This window comes from Spirosoma arboris, assembly GCF_009754945.1.
GTDB classification, from domain to species: Bacteria; Bacteroidota; Bacteroidia; order Cytophagales; family Spirosomataceae; genus Spirosoma; species Spirosoma arboris.
This window is the reverse complement of sequence record NZ_WPIN01000001.1, coordinates 120,589-138,658: the sequence shown is the minus strand read 5'-3', so window position 1 is coordinate 138,658 and position 18,070 is coordinate 120,589. Positions and strand designations below refer to the sequence as shown.

Here is an 18,070-nt window from a genome sequence, read left to right as displayed (position 1 = left end):
TAAGGTTGGGTTTTAACTGCGTAAAAATAAGAGTTATTAACCCTGATTAAAGCCGGAGGCCAATCAGTTTTTCCCAAATCGTTCACTGAATAATTACAGCAATTAGCGCAGGAGTTAAGCCAGAAGTGGGCGTCGGGCTTACTAGTTGGAATAATCTTACCTCAAAAGCCTACTGATGGCTAGCAATGGAGTCGGGTTAAGTGATTGACCCAAGCCGGCTATTGGCTCTGTTGACCCGTTTGATTTCTGCTTCCCGAAATTCTTTCGGCGTAACGCCAGCCTGCTTTTTGAAGAACTTGGTAAAGTAGGACGTGTCTTCAAAGTTGAGGTTGTAGGCGATTTCGGCAACAGTTAAGTCCAGATTAACGAGCTGCCTTTTGGCTTCCATCACGATTCGGATTCGGATGACTTCGCCGGATGAAACACCCATGAGCTGACGGCAAATTGTATTGAGGTAGTTAGGCGTTAAAAAGAGTTTTTCAGCGTATTCTTTCGGCAATCGCAACGTGTTATAATTGGCCTCAATAAGCTTTTGAAAATTCTTGAGGATGGCATAATTGTGCAGAGACGTTTTGCCACTTTTTTCTGCGTCACTAATTCTATGTATCGTGATGAATAATTGAATCAATAGTGCCCGAACCATATCCAGTCCGAACGTAGAATCGGTATCACTTTCTTTCAAAAGGGCTTCAAAATAGTGCTTTACTTTTGGCTGGATTTCCTCTGGAATATCGATAACCGAATCGTCAACGATTCCATTAAAAAACGAGAACTGACTCAGGAAATCGGCTCGTGCCAGAAACGAATGAAAGAAGGAGCCGGAGAAATTGATGACATACCCATCGACAGGGCCTTCAAAACTCCAGCTGTGAACCTGCCCCGGAATCATGAAATAAATCTGATAAGGGCGTACCGGAAACGTGTGAAAATCAATGTCGTGGGTACCCCCACCTTCCAGAAACAGAATCAAATGATAAAAGTCGTGCTTGTGGGCCAGATGCAGATTTTTATGGACAGCCAGATAGGGAGCAAACCGACTGATCTGTATGTCCTTTTGTTTGAAAAGGGATAGCTTGTCGATGCTGTAAACTGGAATGTCTTTTTTTATCATGGATAGCTTCTGGTAAGGCAGGCTTAAAGAACTTTTATCAGTTGATTCTTATCATTGATAGTCGCTATTCGTGCTTTTAACCGGGCTAACTCGCCCATCGCCGATGTGCATTCGAAACCATAACGTTCGTAAACACGCTGACTCGCCAGTTGTAAAGCTTGTGAGATTCGCTCGTCGAAATCCTGAATCGACAGGGAATCTCCTGATTTTATATATTGAAGCAGCACAGTTGAAGGCGAGTAAATACTGTCCTTCTGTTTATCTGGCCATTCAATAGTTACGTTGACTTCTGGCATGATTTACGTTGATTGTTTAAGTTTTTCTTTGGAATCCGATTTTGTCATGCTGACGAAGGAAGCATCTTAAAGTTTCTTGACAAGCTAGTAAGGATGCCTGTAAGATGCTTCCTTCGTCAGCATGACAAAAATTACTGCTTAGGAAATTTTAAACAGTTTTTAAGCTAATAATTGATTGCCCTTCCCCCATATGCACTACAATTTGCTGATTTTCAATGATATTTCCGATAGCGTTGCACTGAATAGTATGTGATGTAAACAAATCAATGCATGTATTTTCATCGCCGGGTTTACAGGTAAACAAATAGCCGAAACTCGGAAAGCTAACCAGCCACTTTTCCCAATCGACACCCTCAGGTTTGGGAATCTGATCCAGGTACAGTTCTGCACCAACGCCCGAGGCTTTCACGAACATGGCGAGGGTACCAATAATGCCCCCCATACTGATATCTTTGGCTGCTACCGAAAGCCCCCGGTTAGCCAGCTCGTACATGAGCGACAGGTTAGCCCGAAGATGAGCCGGATCGGCCGTCGTCGATGCATTCCAGAAGGGGTAATTCTGGTAATAACTCCCATTCATATCTACGGCCATTAGTAACGTTTCGGATTGCCGGGCCGCTTTACTTTCTAACAATTTTTTCGCCTTACCAAGTATCGAAACCGCAAGATGACGACTCTCGGTATGATAACAGGTATGCCCACCAACGATGGGGACTCCGTAAGCTATCGAAGCAGCCATCATGCCTTCCCAGATCAAAGTGCCCTGTTCCTGGTCTTTTAACCATAAAACATCCGTTACCGCCATTGGCAAACCACCCATCGAACAGATGTCGCTGATATTGACCATAATGGATGAATAACCCGCAAACCAAGGCGCAGCCTCCAGAAAACTCGTAATGATTCCTTCGGAAGAAAACAGAAGGTGATCGCCGTGGCCATCGGGAATCACAGCGCAATCATCGCCGAGGAAAATTTGGTGTTCGCTTCGATCAAACGGATCCTGGTACGAAACATAATCGCCAAGGGTTGAATAGGTCTGATCAATGGCAAGTTTATCACGTACCGAACGCTGACTGAGTACCTGCTCTATGATACGTTGCAACATAGATTAGGCTTCGGTTGAATTCAGAACAGAAACGGTCGCTGGCAGGTTTTTCTCAATACTTTCCAGTAAGTATTCGGCATCTTTACCCACGCCCGAAAACCGCGCCGAGCCCCAGGTGTTTTGCCAGGTCAGCCCCAGAAAATACAGACCATCAACTTCCGTAAGGCCCCGCTGGTGAACAGGATGTCCTCGTTCATTCATCACGGGTAGTTTGAGCCAGGAATAATCCATGCCAAAGCCGATGCACCACACAACAGAAGTAATGTTGGTATTTTCAAGTAGTACAGAGGTCACTTCGTCGGCAGGTTCCCAGACCGGAACATAAGTCGGTTCGACAGGGGCATCGATCTGGTTATCGAGAATGTACTGGTCGATTCGCTTTTTGATATTTTCCGATACCTTATCGGCATAGTCAAGATGCTCCTTCAGATTGGAGGCAAAAACCAGTTCGGAGTCGTTTGCGTCATTGAGTACTCCATAGAGCTTCATGCCTTCGAGGGCGAACTTACGCAGGTCGATTTCACGGCCACCATCGCGCCCGGTTACGTAATGGTTGGTTTTTTCGCGTACGTTTTCGCCTTCCGGGTGTTTGTCGACCGGAATGTCGTAGTACTTCATCATATCCAGCCATTCCACAACATCTTTCCCCCGATACAGCCGTGCACAGCGGGGCGCTTTACCGACACACAAGTGCACGTTTCGACCTGCCAGATGTAAGTCTTCAGCAATTTGCGCGCCCGACTGCCCAGTTCCCACAACCAGCACATCGCCCGCTGGCAAACTTTCTGGATTCTTATAATGAGCTGAATGAACTTGCTCTATATACGTCGGAAATTTTTCGGCCAGTTTCGGCAAGGGTGCCGAGTGAAAATTACCAATACAGACAACTACCTGATTGGCGGTGTAGACACCTTCATTGGTCAGGACGGTGAACGAATCGGTCAGTGGTTCCTTGGAAACGGCCAGAACTTCGACGCCCTCTTTTACTGGTGGATTAAAACTGGCGGCATAACCTTCCAAAAAGTCCACAATCTCGTCTTTAACCATAAACCCATAAGGATCATTGCCGGAGTACGAATAGCCGGGCAAGTTACATTGCCAGTTGGGCGTGACCAGGCAGAATGTGTCCCAGCGGTAACTTCTCCAGGAATCGGAGATACGTTTCTTCTCGAACACGACGTGGTCAATTCCCTGTTGTTTCAATAAGTAACTCATAGAGAGGCCAGCCTGTCCCGCTCCAATTACGATTACTTCATATTGAGTTTTCATATTTTTATAGTAGGTAGTAAGTACATCATAAAGTATAGTAAAGCCCATAGGCTTGACCGCAGCCGCGGACGGTCGATGTTATAGCTCCCGAATTTATTCGGGGGAATCGGCAGAGGAGTTGCGAACAAAGATTGATATCGGCCATCCCTACGGGACTTTGTTATCGATCCATCGTCTGGTCCCCGAATAAATCCGGGGGTTACAACATTGGTCAAGCCTACGGCTTTGGCCAGTAAATACCAGCAGACTTAGCTTACAATGCACTTAAGTTGGTACAATGACTTTTGCGAAGGGGTATAGAATTCGAGATCGCATTTCATGTGATAATGCAGTTTCCCGAAAACATGCAGTGGATCACCGGTTTGCCAGTGCATTCGATTGAAAAATGTTACGTTCTGTTCCTGCACATACGCATAGAACTCCCGGCAGCCGAGCGTGAGTGCAGTTGATACGGCCTTGAAAATCAGGGCTCCGCCTATCGTTTGGGTAAAGGGGTAAATCGGATGCTGATCGTTGAAAAGGCCCGAAGTCTGAAATCGAGCGAGCTTTCGGTACGATTTGGCTACGCCCAGTCGGCCACCCCACCAAACGCCCGGACTTCGTTCGTCGATGCGTACAATGCCAACAACCTGATCCAGAAAGCCAGTGTAACTACTTTCGGCGATAATTGGCAAGGCCTTGTCGTCAATGGAATCGCGGTCCGATCCGGTAAAGATCTGCTGCTCCTCGCAAAAAATCTGCCGACGCAAGTCCCAGTATTGATTGATCTGCCAGGAATCTTGGGCAAAATCAAACGTAATATGACTTGCTCTATACTCGGTTGGTTTTTCAATAATCATGGGACATGCAAGGTTTTGGATTGACTGTCAATTCTTATGCAAAGGCCATCGTTTTGGCCATTTTCTCGAACGATTTCAGGGTTGAACACGCACCACACTTCGCGCAACCTGCTTTCATTTTGTTCGAGGTGATTTCCCCTTCGGCAATGATGCTGCCTACTTCGGAGAGGACGCGTTGCATGAAATCTTTGTTGGGGGTTGGGTGGTTTTCCAACGGCGTACCACCCACGGGAACAAACGGCACCACAAACGGATAAACCCCAATATCGACCAACTCGCGACTGATGTTGATGAGCGCTTCTTCGGAATCGCCCAGCCCGGCCAGCAGATAAGTCGAGACCTGACCTCGGCCAAACACCTCGACCGCAGCTTTGAAGGCTTCCATGTAGTAACTGACCGAAACTTCAGCCTTGCCCGGCATTATCCGTTGGCGGACGGCCTCTTCCACTGCTTCCAGATGCATACCCAGCGCATCGGCACCTGCTTCTTTCAGCCGTTCGAACCAGACGAAATCAGCGGGTGGTTCACATTGAACCTGAATCGGGATATCAACGCTCGCCTTGATGGCTCTGACACTTTCACAAAGCACCTTAGCCCCGCGATCGGGCGTCGAGGGTGTACCCGTCGTTAACACAAACTGCTCGATACCATCCAACTCGACAGCCGCTTTGGCCACTTCGGCCAACTGAAACGGGCGCTTATACGAGATGGTCCTTTTCAGTTTTAGCGACTCGCCAATAGCGCAAAACTGACAGGAGGTTTCCTTATCGCCGTAGCGCACACAGTTCTGTAGGACGGTCGTAGCCAGCACGTTATGGCTATGAAGCTGCGCAATTTTCCAGAACGGAACACCATCGGAGGTTGTGTACGAATAGAACTTAGGTTGTTTTGGAAATACGATCATTCCGACAAACTCGCCATTTTTGGAAAGTTTTGAAACGCCCAGCAGGTTTGGTTCTTCGGCGGAATAGGGCGAGCGTAAAGAAGCTGAATTATGGACAGGTACCATAATCGTGGCGTCGCCCAGTCGAACGGCTTTATGATCGGTTGGGCCAGCTCCTCCTTTTCGGCCACCCTTGTCAGCGAATCCGTCCAGCCGTAATCCATACGCCTGTAGTTCGGTCAATAATTCTGGATTGCTCATATCTGGTCCATGCTTTCCTTGATGGCTATGCTTTTATCACTGACTTCGACGTGTCTGTAAGCCGTTTTGTCGACCACTACAGACAGTAACTCGGGTCGGGAATAATGACCAACCGAGTCCATCATTCGCTTGCGTTTATCAATCAGCTTCATGTCGAGGTCTGCGTACAGGATACCTTCCCCTTCGGTTATCGGTGTTGCCAGATGTTTACCCTCGGGTGAAATGATCATGGTATTGCAGCCCCCACGCAATGCCTTTTGCAGCTTATCGTCTGGTGTGATTGACTTGATCTGATCATCGTCGAGCCAACCCGTTGCATTGATGACAAAACAGCCACTTTCCAGCGCATGATGGCGCATCGTAACTTCCATCTGATCGGCGAAGATTGGCCCCACAAGCGAACCCGGAAACTGGCTACAGTGAATCTCCTCGTGGTCGGCCATTAAGGCATAGCGGGCCAGTGGATTGTAATGCTCCCAGCAGGCCAGCACCCCGATACGCGCTATTGTCGTGTCAACCGCTTTTAGTCCGCTACCATCGCCCTGTCCCCAAATCATGCGTTCATGATAAGTGGGCGTGATTTTCCGGCGTTTCAACACAATCTGGCCATCCGTATCGAACACAAGCTGGGTATTGTACAACGTACCATAATCCCGCTCATTGACGCCTAGTACGACTACAATTCCACATTCTTTTGCCGCAGAAGCAACGAGCGCTGTAATAGGCCCCGGTACAACAACCGCTTCGTCATATAACCTGAGGTGATCGGGGCCTTGTAAAACAGGGGGGAGAATGAATGAAAAGTACGGATAGTTCGGTACGCACGTTTCGGGAAATACAATGATATCGGCCCCCTGCGATGCGCTTGCGCGAATCATGTCACAAATCTTTTCAGTTGTGGCCAGGCTATCATTCAATACCGGTTTCAATTGCGCAGCCGCAGCTTTGATAACAGACTTAGAGGCCATAGGAGAGCTGTTTAGTCAGACTTACAAGGTCCAGGTGTCGAAGATAAATGCGCCTTCTTTCCGGTGCAGGAGTTGAATATCAAGCACATCGAGGGGACTAATGGGCGTGATGCCTGCCAATAAGTTCGGTTCGCCCATGCCGTAAAGTGCCTGTAGGGCAAAGCGGCAAGCATATACTTTACCGCCTTCAGCGATAAATTTTAGCAGTCGATCGGTGTAGGCCATATGGCCAGGAAAGGCTTCATCACCAATTTTTGGAAACCCGCGTTGAACGCCCAGCAAAACGCCTGGACCATATAACAGGATAGACGTTTCGAAGCCTTTCCGAAGCAAACGAGTTGCGGTCAGGATATTAACCAGGCCAATTGATCCTTCAAATGCGACGGTGTGAAAGGTTACCAGTGCCTTTTGACCAGACTCAGCTTTCACATCCTCAAACACCTTTTCTTCATAGTCGACAAAGAAATCTCCAGTCTTGTTGGGGGCAGTTTCAACTTTAGGCATAACAAAAGTGATTAAGTTTGATTTTAAACTGATTTTTTAAGTTTTCTCAAAATTAATCCCCGAAAAGGTTTGATTTTAAAGTTATTTATGGAGGTTTTTACATAAAATATGGAATTTATCATTAAAAATAAACCTGTTTTATAAAATCTATAATTATTACAATACAGATTTTTACCTGTAAAAGAGCCTATATTCCTGAAATGCCTCAGAAACAGCGTATAGGCAAAATCCAAAAACAAGAGGAGTTTCAAAAAGTGGGGTAATTGGAAGTGAGCCGCACCAGATAGGGTAAGTAATCTCAACTTCGACTTTGAACCGTATAGTATGCTGCCTACCAATGCCAGACCGATTGGTTAGGCGCAGTTTTATGTTCCACTGACTAGATAACCCAATGAAAAATTATCTGATTGATACGTTTCGGTTCAATGATGCAACCAATAAAAAGTTGCTGACTAAAATCAATCTGCTAGCCAACAAAACTGAATGTGTGCGCCTGTTTAGTCATTTAATCAACTGTCAATACAAATGGATGGCCAGACTTTTAGGTGACCCAAAAGCGGATGAGATGAGCTGGTGGGACCCTGTTTACACGTTTGACGAACTGGAGCAGGAATGGACTCGTAGTGTAGAGCCCTGGATTGCCTACCTAACGGCCAGGACGGAAGAGGATTTATCGACTGAACTCAAATTTATTGGGTTTGATGGAGCCCAGTATGCGGTGAGTCTACAGGATATTGCCCTTCAACTCAACTATCATTCGTTTCACCATAGGGGGCAAATACAAACCCTGATTCGTCAACAAGGCCTGATACCCGACACACTGGATTACATTCGAACAAAGTCCAGAAAACTCAGTGAATGATCGGTGTAACCTACTTAGTCGTCCATACCAATCTTCACTTAGACCTGCTACCTTTTACTGGATACCACGTTAGGATCAGCTAAGTAATGTTTAGTAAAAGGTAGCAAGTCCGCTTTTGGGTTAGTATTAGTTTAACGAGCGGGTGATTAAATCGACCACTGAATCCATTTCGTCCAACGTATTAAAATAGTGGGGTGACAGCCTAATCAGCCAGTCTATACCTTTTCGCTGAAAGTCGATTAGGGCGGAAGGCGGATACTGTGTTGTGAAAATCACACGTTCGTGTCTAAGGGTTGCCTCCAATGTAGGGAGTGATTGACGGGTTGTGTGGAATGTCAGGAGGTTACTTTGCCGGGAGCCCCGGTCCAGCAAGACCAGGCCGTCGATCTGTTCCAGCCCCGTTCGGAGCCGGTTCATCAGGTGTTGGTTCTGTTGGATAATGGCCTCCAGGCTCACCTGATTCGCGTAACGAATGGCTTCGGTCAGTCCGACGCTAAGGAGGGAGATTTCCTGCGGTTCAAATCGGCGGGCGCTCGTTTGTAACGCATACGCGTCCGGCCCGGTCCAGGTGGCCGCCCGTCGGTCGATAAATAATGGCGACAACCCGGCTTCCAGCACCTTATCCGATACATACAGAAATCCCGTATTGCGAGGTCCACGCAGAAACTTACGCCCTGTTGCTATCAGAAAATCGGGCTGAATCCGGGCAACATCGAGCGGCAACTGCCCTGCCGATTGAGCCGCATCAAGCAGATACCAGACGTTATATTGTCGACAGAGTTTGCCTACTTCTTCGGCCGGCAACACCAGTCCGGAATTAGTCGGAATGTGGGTAACGGCCACCAATACTGGTCGGTGGATTCGAATTAATTCCTCTAAATGAGTCAGATCGAGGTCACCGTTGGGTAGATCATTGATCCGCAGCAATCGGATACCTAACCGTTGCTGCATAGACAGAAACGCCAGTTGATTGGAGACATAATCATTCGTAGTGGTTAGAATAGTATCGCCCGCGCGAAACGGTATGGCCGATAGTACCTGAATACAGGCATCGGTGGCACTATAGGCGTAGGCGATATTGCCGGGTTGGGTATTCAGTAACTGAGCTGTCTCGTCGTAAAATCGGGCGATCTGTCCGGTTCGCAGTCGTTCGACTTCGTAACCACCTAGTTGAGTTTCCTGCTGAAGATACTCCATCATGGCCGTTACAACGGGTTGAGGCATTAAGGAAGCTCCGGCACTATTCATAAATAGGTTGTCGAGGCAGCCCGGTGTATCGGCCCGCAGTCGAGCGAGATCAAGAAAGGGAGTTGTTTGGATTTGCATGGGGCAAAAAAGAGAATGAGTCTGTACGAAACCAGATACACTTTAGTGGTTCCAGAACCATACAGATTGCTTTTTCGAAGGTTGACTGATCCAATCAAACTGTACGAGCTACTTTCGCAAAATCTGTATGGTAATGCGTACAGATGAGCGCACTACTTTTGCTTTGTAAACCAGCTCTCACGGTCTTCAAAATAGTCTATGAATGTATCGATTCCCAAGTATCAGCAGGTAGCTCGTCAGTTGGGGGATAAGTTGCGGCTCGGTGTGTTAACCGAGGGAGATAAGCTTCCTTCTGTTCGTACCCTGAGTCAGGAACTTGGCGTTAGCATCAACACCGTACAACAGGCATACTATTGTCTGGAAGCAGAAGGATTGGTAGAAGCCCGGCCGCAGTCGGGTTACTACGCTCGAACACTAATTGAGCGGATGGGTCAGGTACCCCGCCGGTCTGAGCCCCAGGCTATGGCACATCAATCTGATCTGTCTAATCAGGAGTCGGTACTGCTCAGACTAATGCGCCAGCAACGACAGCCCGGTTGGCTTCCTTTGTCACTGAGCGTACCTGCGCCCAGCCTACTCCCGGTGAGCAAGTTAACAAAGGCTCTCCAGCAGGCCCAACGCGAACTACCCCACGGTGGAATCGAGTACGAATTGATGGCCGGTAACGCTGCGCTGCGTCGACAAATTGCCCGCTATGCGCTGTTCTGGGGTGGTCAGCTTATCGATGAGGAGATTATTACGACCGAAGGCTGTACGGGGGCTCTAACCCTGTGTCTGAAAACCGTCACCCAACCGGGTGATACCGTTGCCGTAGAGAGCCCCGTTTATTTCGGTATCCTTCAGACGATCCTCTCGCTGGGCCTGAAGGTACTTGAGCTGCCAACCGATCCACTGACAGGCGTTGATCTGGACGTATTGGAAGGGCATCTGCGAACGGGCAAGGTACAAACCTGTTTGCTGGTGCCCAGTTTCAGTAATCCCCTCGGCTGCTGTATGCCGAATGCCCACAAACAACGATTGGTGCAAATGCTGGAAACCTACCAGATTCCGCTCATCGAAGATGACCTCTATGGCGACCTGCATTTCGCCCCAGACCGACCGCTTCCCTGTAAAGCCTTCGACCGACAAGGGCTGGTCTTATGGTGTGGTTCTTTCAGTAAAACCCTGGCACCCGGCTACCGGGTGGGCTGGGTGGCTCCGGGACGATATTACGATACCCTGTTTCAGATAAAGCGCTATCAGTCTGGCTTTTCGCCGGGTATAACCCAGCAGGCAGTAGCCAATTTTCTGGCTAACGATCGCTATGAACTGCACCTGCGTCGGCTTCGGCAGCGACTGAAAAGCAACTGCCAGCGCTACCAGCAGACTATCCGAAACCACTTTCCGGATGGCACTCGTATCAGCGAACCACAGGGTGGCTTTACCTTGTGGGTTGAAGTCGATGCCCGAGTGAATACATTGGAATTGCTCGATCAGTTGGCGCCCTATAAAATCAGTATGCTGCCAGGCAGTTTATTCAGCCTTCAGCCGCAGTATACCAATTGTATGCGACTCAGTTACGGGATGCCTTTTGACGAGCGCGTCGCCTGGGGCCTGCAAACGATCGGACAGCTCATTCACCAGCAACTGGCGTTATGAAACAACTACCCTGGCGAACACCCATCCAGACCGCAGCTTTCGTCTTATGCCTGTCGGTATGCCTGATAGCATCTGTATGCGCAGCCGATAAGGTGCGCGAGCAGTATCAGAAACTGGAATACCGGATACCGATGCGTGATGGGGTTAAGTTGTACACCGCTGTTTATGTGCCCCGAAATGTATCATCAGGCAAGAGGTATCCTTTTCTGATGCAACGTACCTGCTTTGGGGTTACACCTTACGGTCCCGATCAGTATAAAACGGCTTTGGGGCCTTCGCCCACGCTTCAGGCAGATGGATACATTTTTGTGTATCAGGATGTACGGGGGCGCTGGGCCTCCGAAGGGCGTTGGACCAATATGACTCCCGTTGTTAGCGACCGCCGAAAGCCGTCAGCGACCAGGGCAATTGATGAAAGTACCGATACTTATGACACCATTGAATGGCTACTCCGGCACGTGCACTATCACAACGGTCGAGTCGGGTTGTGGGGGATGAGTTATGCAGGATTTTACGCAATGGCGGGTTCAATCAACGCGCATCCGGCATTGAAAGCGTCTTCACCACAAGCCCCTATTGCCGACTTTTTTCGGGAGGACATTCATCACAATGGGGCCTTTACACAGGTCGCTTTGCTGGCCTACCCGCTGTTTGGTGACGGGCCAACTGGTCCAACCACAAAGCCCTGGTTCTTCAAGGACTGGATTCAAACGGGAAAACAGACGGAGTTTGCGTGGCATCAACGGTTGGGTCCCTTAGCAAACGCAAAGGCCTATTTAGCCCGAAATGTGTTTTGGCAACAAACGGTGGAACACCCCAATTACGATGCCTTCTGGCAGAAACGAAACATCCTCCCCCACCTCCGAAAGATTCGGCCTGCCGTACTGGTCGTAGGGGGCTGGTTCGACGCCGAAGACTTATACGGGCCATTGAGTATCTACAAAACGCTCAAACAACATAGTCCGCAGGCGCGTCCGATGTTGGTGATGGGGCCGTTTGGTCACCGAGGCTGGTCAGAAGAAACTGGCCATACGCTTCACAACGATCTCTATTTTGGCGATAGTCTGGCGACCTACTACCAGCGTACGTTAGAAGCGCCTTTCTTTCACCATTACCTGAAAGGCGCTGGCGATGGAAATACCGGGTTACCCAAAATCTGTCTGTTCGACACGGGCAAAAAAAATTGGCGAATATTTACCAACTGGCCATCGTCGGACAGTCATCGATTACGCTGGTATTTAACCCCTACTGGCCAGCTAACGACACAGCCCGCTGGAACGCCAGGTTATCGGGAGTATGTCAGTGATCCGGCGAATCCCGTCCCTTACACCGAAGCCTCGCTTACCGCTGAGCCGGATTTCAGTGCGTTGGCGAGCTACATATCGGCCGATCAGCGATTTGCCGGTGAACGACCCGATGTACTTACCTTTCAAACCGATGTGCTGACTGAAAATCTGACCGTAGGCGGGGAAATAACCGTTCGACTAAAGGTCAGTACGACGGGTACCGATGCGGACTGGGTAGTAAAACTCATCGATGTGTACCCACCCAACGAACCGAATCATCCTTATCTGCCCAATTCACAAACGCAGTTGGCAAATTACCAGCAACTGGTTCGGGCCGATGTCATACGCGGACGGTTTCGGGATAGTTTTGAAACCCCAAAATCCTTCACACCGAATCAAATTACCGATGTGACATTCCGGCTCCAGGACATGCTCCACACCTTTAAAAAAGGGCATCGAGTGATGATTCAGGTGCAAAGCAGTTGGTTCCCGCTGATCGACCGGAACCCTCAGACGTATGTGGAGAATATTTATAAAGCACAACCCGTCGATTTTCAATCGGCCCGTCACCGCCTTTTTAGTGACTCCTCCATTGAGGTAATGATCTTACCATAAGCCAATTACACATGCATACCCCTATCTATATTATCGGAGTCGGTGCCATCGGCATGACCTTAGCTGTTATGCTCCGGCAGGCTGGTAAAGAAGTAATGCTGGTGCATGGTCGCCAGGGTAATTATTCAGAAGCTGAAGCCTCCATCATGGTTGAGTGTAGCGATGGGACTGTTCTCTCGGCTACCATTCCGATCCATACGCTGGAACAGGTTGCGCCCTTGAACGGCCTTATTTTATTGACCACCAAATCGTTCGGCAATCAGGGTTTGGCCCGACGCTTGAGTAGTAAGACGGGCCAGTCCCCCCTGATTTTGCTACAAAATGGGCTGGACATCGAAGCGCCATTTCTGGAAGCGGATTTTCCTGAAGTGTACCGGTGCGTGCTACTGGCGACCAGTCAGGTACGAGCCGTTCATACGGTCAGCTATAAGCCCGTGGCGGCTTCGCCGATTGGGGTAGTCCGAGGGCAAGAATCCAGTTTAGCAGCGCTTGTGGAGCAACTGAATACACCTCAGTTTCCGTTTCGAACCGAAATTGCCATTCAACGGGCTGTCTGGGAGAAAGTTATCACGAACTGCGTCTTCAATGCCATCTGTCCGCTACTTGGGATCGATAATGGTATTTTTCACCGGAATGCCTCAGCGCTGGCTTTAGCTGGCGAGATCATCGACGAATGTGTCGCTGTGGCGAAGGAAGTGAATATTATGCTGAATCGGCAGGAAGTAGAGCAGCGATTACTAGACATCAGTCAGCGTTCAGATGGGCAGCTCATCTCGACGCTGGTCGATATTAATCATGGCCGAGAGACTGAAATAGATACATTGAACGGAGCCGTTGCTAATCTGGCTCAACGGTTGGAAAAACCGAATTTAGCGAATCGGACCCGACTTCTGGGGGAACTAATCCGATTGAAATCAGCCGTGAACCGTGTTTCATAAGCTTATTCGACGCGGTTTTTACAGCAAGCATAGGTAGGGATGGTAATGCAGGACGATTCATTTGGCTTATTAAATAAACTCCTGTATTTTTAAACTACTGTCCTCTTTCTTAACCCATTCGTGAAAATCGGCTCGTGGCTTTCGGTTCTACTGTTTCTGATAACCAGTAAGTTACTGGCTCAATCGTATACAGTTCGTAACTTAAGCATTCAGCACGGCCTTCCAGAATATTATGTTTCGGGGCTGGTTCAGGACAAGGCAGGCTTTATCTGGGTTGCTACCCGAGATGGATTGGCTCGTTACGACGGCCGGCAGTTTAAGGTGTTTCGCCATCAGCCTTTCGGAAATCGATCGTTAGCCAATAACGTCATTCTGTCGCTGGGATCGATTTCGGATACGACTTTACTGATTCGTTTTGAGGACTACAGCATCCAATTGTTCAATCCTATTACCGAGCAATTTACGGATCTGCTTACGGTTAAACAGTTGGAGAAAGTCCATATCAAACTGTTTCAGGCCACTTTATTGCCCAACGAAAAACAACTTTGGGGTCGGCATGGAACCGAGCTGGTTGCCTATAACCCCCAATCGAAGCAATTTAAAAATTTCCCATTTCCAGGACAGCCCGATCCCGGTAAGCTATATCCAGGAAACACGTTTCTGCTCGATGCGCAACGACAACTGTATGCGCCGTTCCCCGGAAAATTGTTCCAGTTTGACACCCGAACGCATACGTACAGCGTCTGGTCCCACCCACTTATTGCCATTCCAGGCAAGATCGAAACGTATTATGGTACACCGTTGATCCAGCGGGCGAATGGCGAAATTATTATTAGTGCAGCCCAGCAACTACTGCTGTTTAATCCGAAGACAAACCGATTTCGGTCAATCCCGATTCCCGGTACGATAAACACGCTGGTCGGTCCAATTTATGAAGCCGAAGATGGGAATGTGTATTTTACCTACGCCATGACCGTCTACCGACTGACGCCTGACGACCGGCTTTCGGCTCTTTGGACATTTTCCAGCGCTGATTACCAGAATTATTTTCACGCGCTACTGGTCGATCGGTCCGGCGTTTTATGGATTGGCACCAATGGCGATGGTATTCAGCAGATCGATTTGCGGGCGTTGCCGATTAAGGCCCACCCCTATCGGACCAATTTTGTACACGATGTCCTTTCGGATGAACTGGGCTGGTCAGCACCCGATTGGATGAAAACCAATCAGCACATTTACCGACTGCGTCTGGGCGGTACCGCTCCTTTTATTACCATTGGCCTGGATAATGCCTATCAATTGCTACAAGGCGACCCTGGTCTGCGTGCACTCCGCCCCCTCTTAAAACTACCGCAGACGAATCTAGTTAACGGTGTGGAAGGGGGCAATGCCGTTCGGGTTTCAGCAGACGGGACTGTCTGGATGTATGACCCATTCCACGGCCTTCTTAAAGCCACCTCGGCCGGACGGTTGCTGGATACCTTTACTTGCTCTGTTAACTGGGTCACGTCCATTCAGCCTTTGGGTTCCTGGGTTTGGTTGGGCTCCGAAGAAGATGGCCTGTATGCCTACGATACAAAAGCCCGGCGAATTGTTCGACACCTGCGCTACCAGCCAGCTGATTCTACTTCGCTACCCTCTAACCATGTGTCGTGCCTGGTGGCTGACCCAACGAACCCGACGGTACTCTGGGTCGGCACGCAGGAGGGGCTTTCCCGATTAGACACCCGGACGACGCATTTTCAAAACTGGACTGAAAACCAGGGGTTGCCCAGTGCCACCATCAATACGTTGTTGACCGACCGAAAGGGGAATTTATGGTTCAGTACTGTAAAAGGAATCAGTCGAATGACCTCTCGCACGGGTCAGATGCGTCACTTTTCGACTGCCGACGGGTTACAGGATATTGAGTACCGGCAGAACCACGCCGTTCAGCTACCCGACGGTCAGCTGGCATTCGGGGGCGCTACGGGCGTAACGGTGTTTGATCCGTTAGCGCTCAACGAAGTGGCTCAACCGATAACCACTGTCCTGACGGGCCTTCGTCTGGCTAATTTGCCGGTTGAACCGGGAGAAGAAGGCTCTCCATTAACACGCCCGTTAAATGCAACGACAACGCTCCGGCTTCAGCCCACGCAAAACTTTCTGAGCCTGGAGTTTGCAGGCTTGCAATACAACAAGCCTGCCAGCCTGCGTTATCGATACCAACTCACTGGTGTTGATGCCAACTGGGTAGATGCGGGCAGTCACAACGTAGCAAACTACACGCAATTGAACCCAGGTGAGTACGAATTTCGGGTGAAAGCGGCCGACGCGGGAGGGCATTGGAGTCCACTCATCAAGACAATTCGGATTATTATTGATCCGCCCTGGTGGAGAACCTGGTGGGCCTACGTCCTATACGCCCTGTTGCTGGCGGGAATGATTCGGGCGTATATCCAGTATCGGATCAATCGGGCCCAGCTTCACCAGGAAATGCTACTTAAGGAACAGGAGGCACAGCTTCTAAAAGAGAACGCCGACTGGCAAACCCGCTTCTTTACCAACATCACCCACGAGTTTCGTACCCCGCTAACGCTGATCATCAATCCGCTGGAGCGGCTCATGGCGACAGCAGCACTGCCGACTCGCGCAAGTCTGCAACAACAATACGGGGTCATGCACCGCAACGCCCGTCGGTTGCTCCGACTGATCAATCAACTACTGGATATTGCCAAACTCGAAGCAGACCAGTTGGGTATCGTTCAGTCACGGGGCAATCTGGCTAGTTTCTTTGCCGAACTGGTGGACTCGTTCCGACTCCGAGCCGAACGCAAAGGCGTAGAACTAATTTATGAAACTATTGACCTGCCAGCCGATTCACTGTTTGATGCGCAAAAGCTGGAAACCATCGGCTACAATTTGCTCGCCAACGCCCTCAAATTCACTCCGGAGGGCGGTCAGATTCGAATCATTCTCCAGTCAGAACAGGTCAGTAATGAATCAATGATCAGCTTACAGGTCATTGACTCAGGCATTGGTATTTCAGCCGAGCAACTGCCTCATATTTTTGAGCGATTTTTTCAGGGTCGTCAAGCCGAAGGCAGTGTAGGAGGAGGTACGGGGATTGGCTTGTTTCTGGTGGCGGAATTTACGAGACTATTGGGCGGTACGATTACTGTGGATAGCCAGCTTGGTCAAGGTACTACCTTTACGGTCCGTCTGCCCCTCAAAGACCCATCGAAGGAACTGGCAGCCTTAGACGTACTTCCGGCTCTCCTTCGTCCTGTCCTGGTTAATCCCACGGAGGAGTTTACGCCTGACTCGAAGCCGGTTTCTGCCGATGCTCCGCTGATTCTGGTGGTGGAAGACAATGATGAACTGCGCGAGTTTATTGCCGGGGAGCTGACTCGTACCTATCGGGTGCTGACAGCGCCCAACGGACAGGAAGGCTGGCAAGTGTGTTTGCAGGAACTCCCTGAACTCGTTATCTCGGACGTAATGATGCCGCTGATGGACGGGTTTTCGCTCGTGGAGCATATCAAAACCACCCCACTGACAGCCCATATTGCCGTTATTTTGCTGACGGCCAAAACCATGACCGATGCCCGTATCAAAGGCTTAACGGTTGGGGCAAATGATTATCTGACCAAGCCATTTTATGCGCAGGAATTAACGCTCCGAATAGCTAATCTGCTCCAACACCAGCATCAACTACGGTGGCATTGGCAGCAGCGAATCAATCAGTTGGAGAACCCCACCGTGCCTGATCCAGGACCAATATCCGACGATCCGTTTCTGCTTAAATTCCATGAAGTGATGGATCGTGAGCTGGCCAATTCTTCCTTCAGCGTCGAACAACTGGCCGATGAACTGGCCGTTAGCCAGCGGACGCTCCATCGCAAACTAAGCACGTTAACAGGCACCAATGCCAACGAATTGATACGTTCGCACCGGCTGCGTAAGGCCGCTTTGTTCTTACAGGAAGGCAGTTCGGTATCAGAGGCTGCGGAGAAAGCGGGTTTCGAAGGGCTTTCCTATTTTTCAAAATCGTTTAAAGCCCAGTTCGCCGTTTCTCCCTCGGCCTATCTGCAGGCGCAAAAAAACTGATTCTTTTTGCGTGTTTCCCAATGCTCCTGGCATTCATAGCTTGGCTAAACAGATTGGCCGATTTGTGCTAGTGACTTGGC

Annotated in this window: 14 protein-coding genes; 5 read left to right on the top strand and 9 right to left on the bottom strand. The window is 49.4% G+C overall.

Annotated elements, in window-relative coordinates:
- Positions 1-196: 196 nt before the first annotated feature.
- The 8 genes from GO755_RS00640 to GO755_RS00605 form a co-directional block, all read right to left on the bottom strand.
- Positions 197-1,111, bottom strand: a complete 915-nt coding sequence (locus tag GO755_RS00640; RefSeq protein ID WP_157582638.1) for a helix-turn-helix domain-containing protein — start codon at positions 1,109-1,111, stop codon at positions 197-199.
- 23 nt (positions 1,112-1,134) lie between these two features.
- Positions 1,135-1,407 carry an MSMEG_0570 family nitrogen starvation response protein gene (locus tag GO755_RS00635; RefSeq protein WP_157582637.1) on the bottom strand — a complete coding sequence of 91 codons (273 nt, stop codon included), beginning with the start codon at positions 1,405-1,407 and terminating at the stop codon, positions 1,135-1,137.
- A gap of 148 nt (positions 1,408-1,555) precedes the next feature.
- Positions 1,556-2,512, bottom strand: a complete 957-nt coding sequence (locus tag GO755_RS00630; protein ID WP_157582636.1) for a sll0787 family AIR synthase-like protein — start codon at positions 2,510-2,512, stop codon at positions 1,556-1,558.
- A gap of 3 nt (positions 2,513-2,515) precedes the next feature.
- Entirely contained in the window at positions 2,516-3,781 is a 1,266-nt protein-coding gene (locus GO755_RS00625; RefSeq protein ID WP_157582635.1) for an MSMEG_0569 family flavin-dependent oxidoreductase, read from the bottom strand.
- Positions 3,782-4,029: 248 nt separating this feature from the next.
- Positions 4,030-4,620 carry an MSMEG_0567/Sll0786 family nitrogen starvation N-acetyltransferase gene (locus GO755_RS00620; RefSeq protein WP_157582634.1) on the bottom strand — a complete coding sequence of 197 codons (591 nt, stop codon included), beginning with the start codon at positions 4,618-4,620 and terminating at the stop codon, positions 4,030-4,032.
- Positions 4,621-4,654: 34 nt separating this feature from the next.
- Positions 4,655-5,764: an MSMEG_0568 family radical SAM protein gene (locus tag GO755_RS00615; protein WP_157582633.1), complete on the bottom strand. Its 1,110-nt coding sequence runs from the start codon at positions 5,762-5,764 to the stop codon at positions 4,655-4,657.
- On the bottom strand, positions 5,761-6,732 hold the full coding sequence (locus GO755_RS00610; RefSeq protein WP_157582632.1) for a Nit6803 family nitrilase: 972 nt from the start codon (positions 6,730-6,732) through the stop codon (positions 5,761-5,763). The genes GO755_RS00615 and GO755_RS00610 overlap by 4 nt, the downstream gene beginning before the upstream one ends.
- A gap of 21 nt (positions 6,733-6,753) precedes the next feature.
- Positions 6,754-7,236, bottom strand: coding sequence for an MSMEG_0572/Sll0783 family nitrogen starvation response protein (locus GO755_RS00605; RefSeq protein ID WP_157582631.1), 483 nt, complete (start codon positions 7,234-7,236; stop codon positions 6,754-6,756).
- 391 nt (positions 7,237-7,627) lie between these two features.
- Between GO755_RS00605 and GO755_RS00600 the strand changes: the two genes are divergently transcribed.
- A complete protein-coding gene (locus GO755_RS00600; RefSeq protein ID WP_157582630.1) occupies positions 7,628-8,098 on the top strand; it encodes a DinB family protein in 471 nt (156 codons plus the stop codon).
- Positions 8,099-8,224: 126 nt separating this feature from the next.
- Here GO755_RS00600 and GO755_RS00595 read toward each other — a convergent pair whose 3' ends face one another.
- Positions 8,225-9,424, bottom strand: a complete 1,200-nt coding sequence (locus GO755_RS00595) for an aminotransferase class V-fold PLP-dependent enzyme (protein WP_157582629.1) — start codon at positions 9,422-9,424, stop codon at positions 8,225-8,227.
- Between the two features lie 198 nt (positions 9,425-9,622).
- On the opposite strand from GO755_RS00595, the gene GO755_RS00590 reads away from it, so the two are divergent.
- From GO755_RS00590 to GO755_RS00575, 4 genes are all read left to right on the top strand, one after another.
- Entirely contained in the window at positions 9,623-11,062 is a 1,440-nt protein-coding gene (locus tag GO755_RS00590) for an aminotransferase-like domain-containing protein (protein WP_157582628.1), read from the top strand.
- Positions 11,059-12,963 (top strand): CocE/NonD family hydrolase, encoded by a 1,905-nt coding sequence (locus GO755_RS00585; RefSeq protein ID WP_157582627.1) that lies wholly within the window; start codon positions 11,059-11,061, stop codon positions 12,961-12,963. Before GO755_RS00590 ends, GO755_RS00585 begins: the two co-directional genes overlap by 4 nt.
- A gap of 11 nt (positions 12,964-12,974) precedes the next feature.
- Complete coding sequence (locus tag GO755_RS00580; RefSeq protein ID WP_157582626.1) at positions 12,975-13,901, top strand: ketopantoate reductase family protein; 927 nt, start codon at positions 12,975-12,977, stop codon at positions 13,899-13,901.
- Positions 13,902-14,021: 120 nt separating this feature from the next.
- On the top strand, positions 14,022-17,990 hold the full coding sequence (locus GO755_RS00575) for a hybrid sensor histidine kinase/response regulator transcription factor (protein ID WP_157582625.1): 3,969 nt from the start codon (positions 14,022-14,024) through the stop codon (positions 17,988-17,990).
- The last annotated feature ends 80 nt before the right edge of the window (positions 17,991-18,070 follow it).

Coding starts and splice junctions, on each gene's coding strand:
- GO755_RS00630 (WP_157582636.1), bottom strand. CDS start 2,512: ATGTTGCAACGTATCATAGAGCAGGTACTCAGTCAGCGTTCGGTACGT.
- GO755_RS00590 (WP_157582628.1), top strand. CDS start 9,623: ATGAATGTATCGATTCCCAAGTATCAGCAGGTAGCTCGTCAGTTGGGG.
- GO755_RS00640 (WP_157582638.1), bottom strand. CDS start 1,111: ATGATAAAAAAAGACATTCCAGTTTACAGCATCGACAAGCTATCCCTT.
- GO755_RS00595 (WP_157582629.1), bottom strand. CDS start 9,424: ATGCAAATCCAAACAACTCCCTTTCTTGATCTCGCTCGACTGCGGGCC.
- GO755_RS00600 (WP_157582630.1), top strand. CDS start 7,628: ATGAAAAATTATCTGATTGATACGTTTCGGTTCAATGATGCAACCAAT.
- GO755_RS00635 (WP_157582637.1), bottom strand. CDS start 1,407: ATGCCAGAAGTCAACGTAACTATTGAATGGCCAGATAAACAGAAGGAC.
- GO755_RS00610 (WP_157582632.1), bottom strand. CDS start 6,732: ATGGCCTCTAAGTCTGTTATCAAAGCTGCGGCTGCGCAATTGAAACCG.
- GO755_RS00585 (WP_157582627.1), top strand. CDS start 11,059: ATGAAACAACTACCCTGGCGAACACCCATCCAGACCGCAGCTTTCGTC.
- GO755_RS00615 (WP_157582633.1), bottom strand. CDS start 5,764: ATGAGCAATCCAGAATTATTGACCGAACTACAGGCGTATGGATTACGG.
- GO755_RS00605 (WP_157582631.1), bottom strand. CDS start 7,236: ATGCCTAAAGTTGAAACTGCCCCCAACAAGACTGGAGATTTCTTTGTC.
- GO755_RS00625 (WP_157582635.1), bottom strand. CDS start 3,781: ATGAAAACTCAATATGAAGTAATCGTAATTGGAGCGGGACAGGCTGGC.
- GO755_RS00620 (WP_157582634.1), bottom strand. CDS start 4,620: ATGATTATTGAAAAACCAACCGAGTATAGAGCAAGTCATATTACGTTT.
- GO755_RS00580 (WP_157582626.1), top strand. CDS start 12,975: ATGCATACCCCTATCTATATTATCGGAGTCGGTGCCATCGGCATGACC.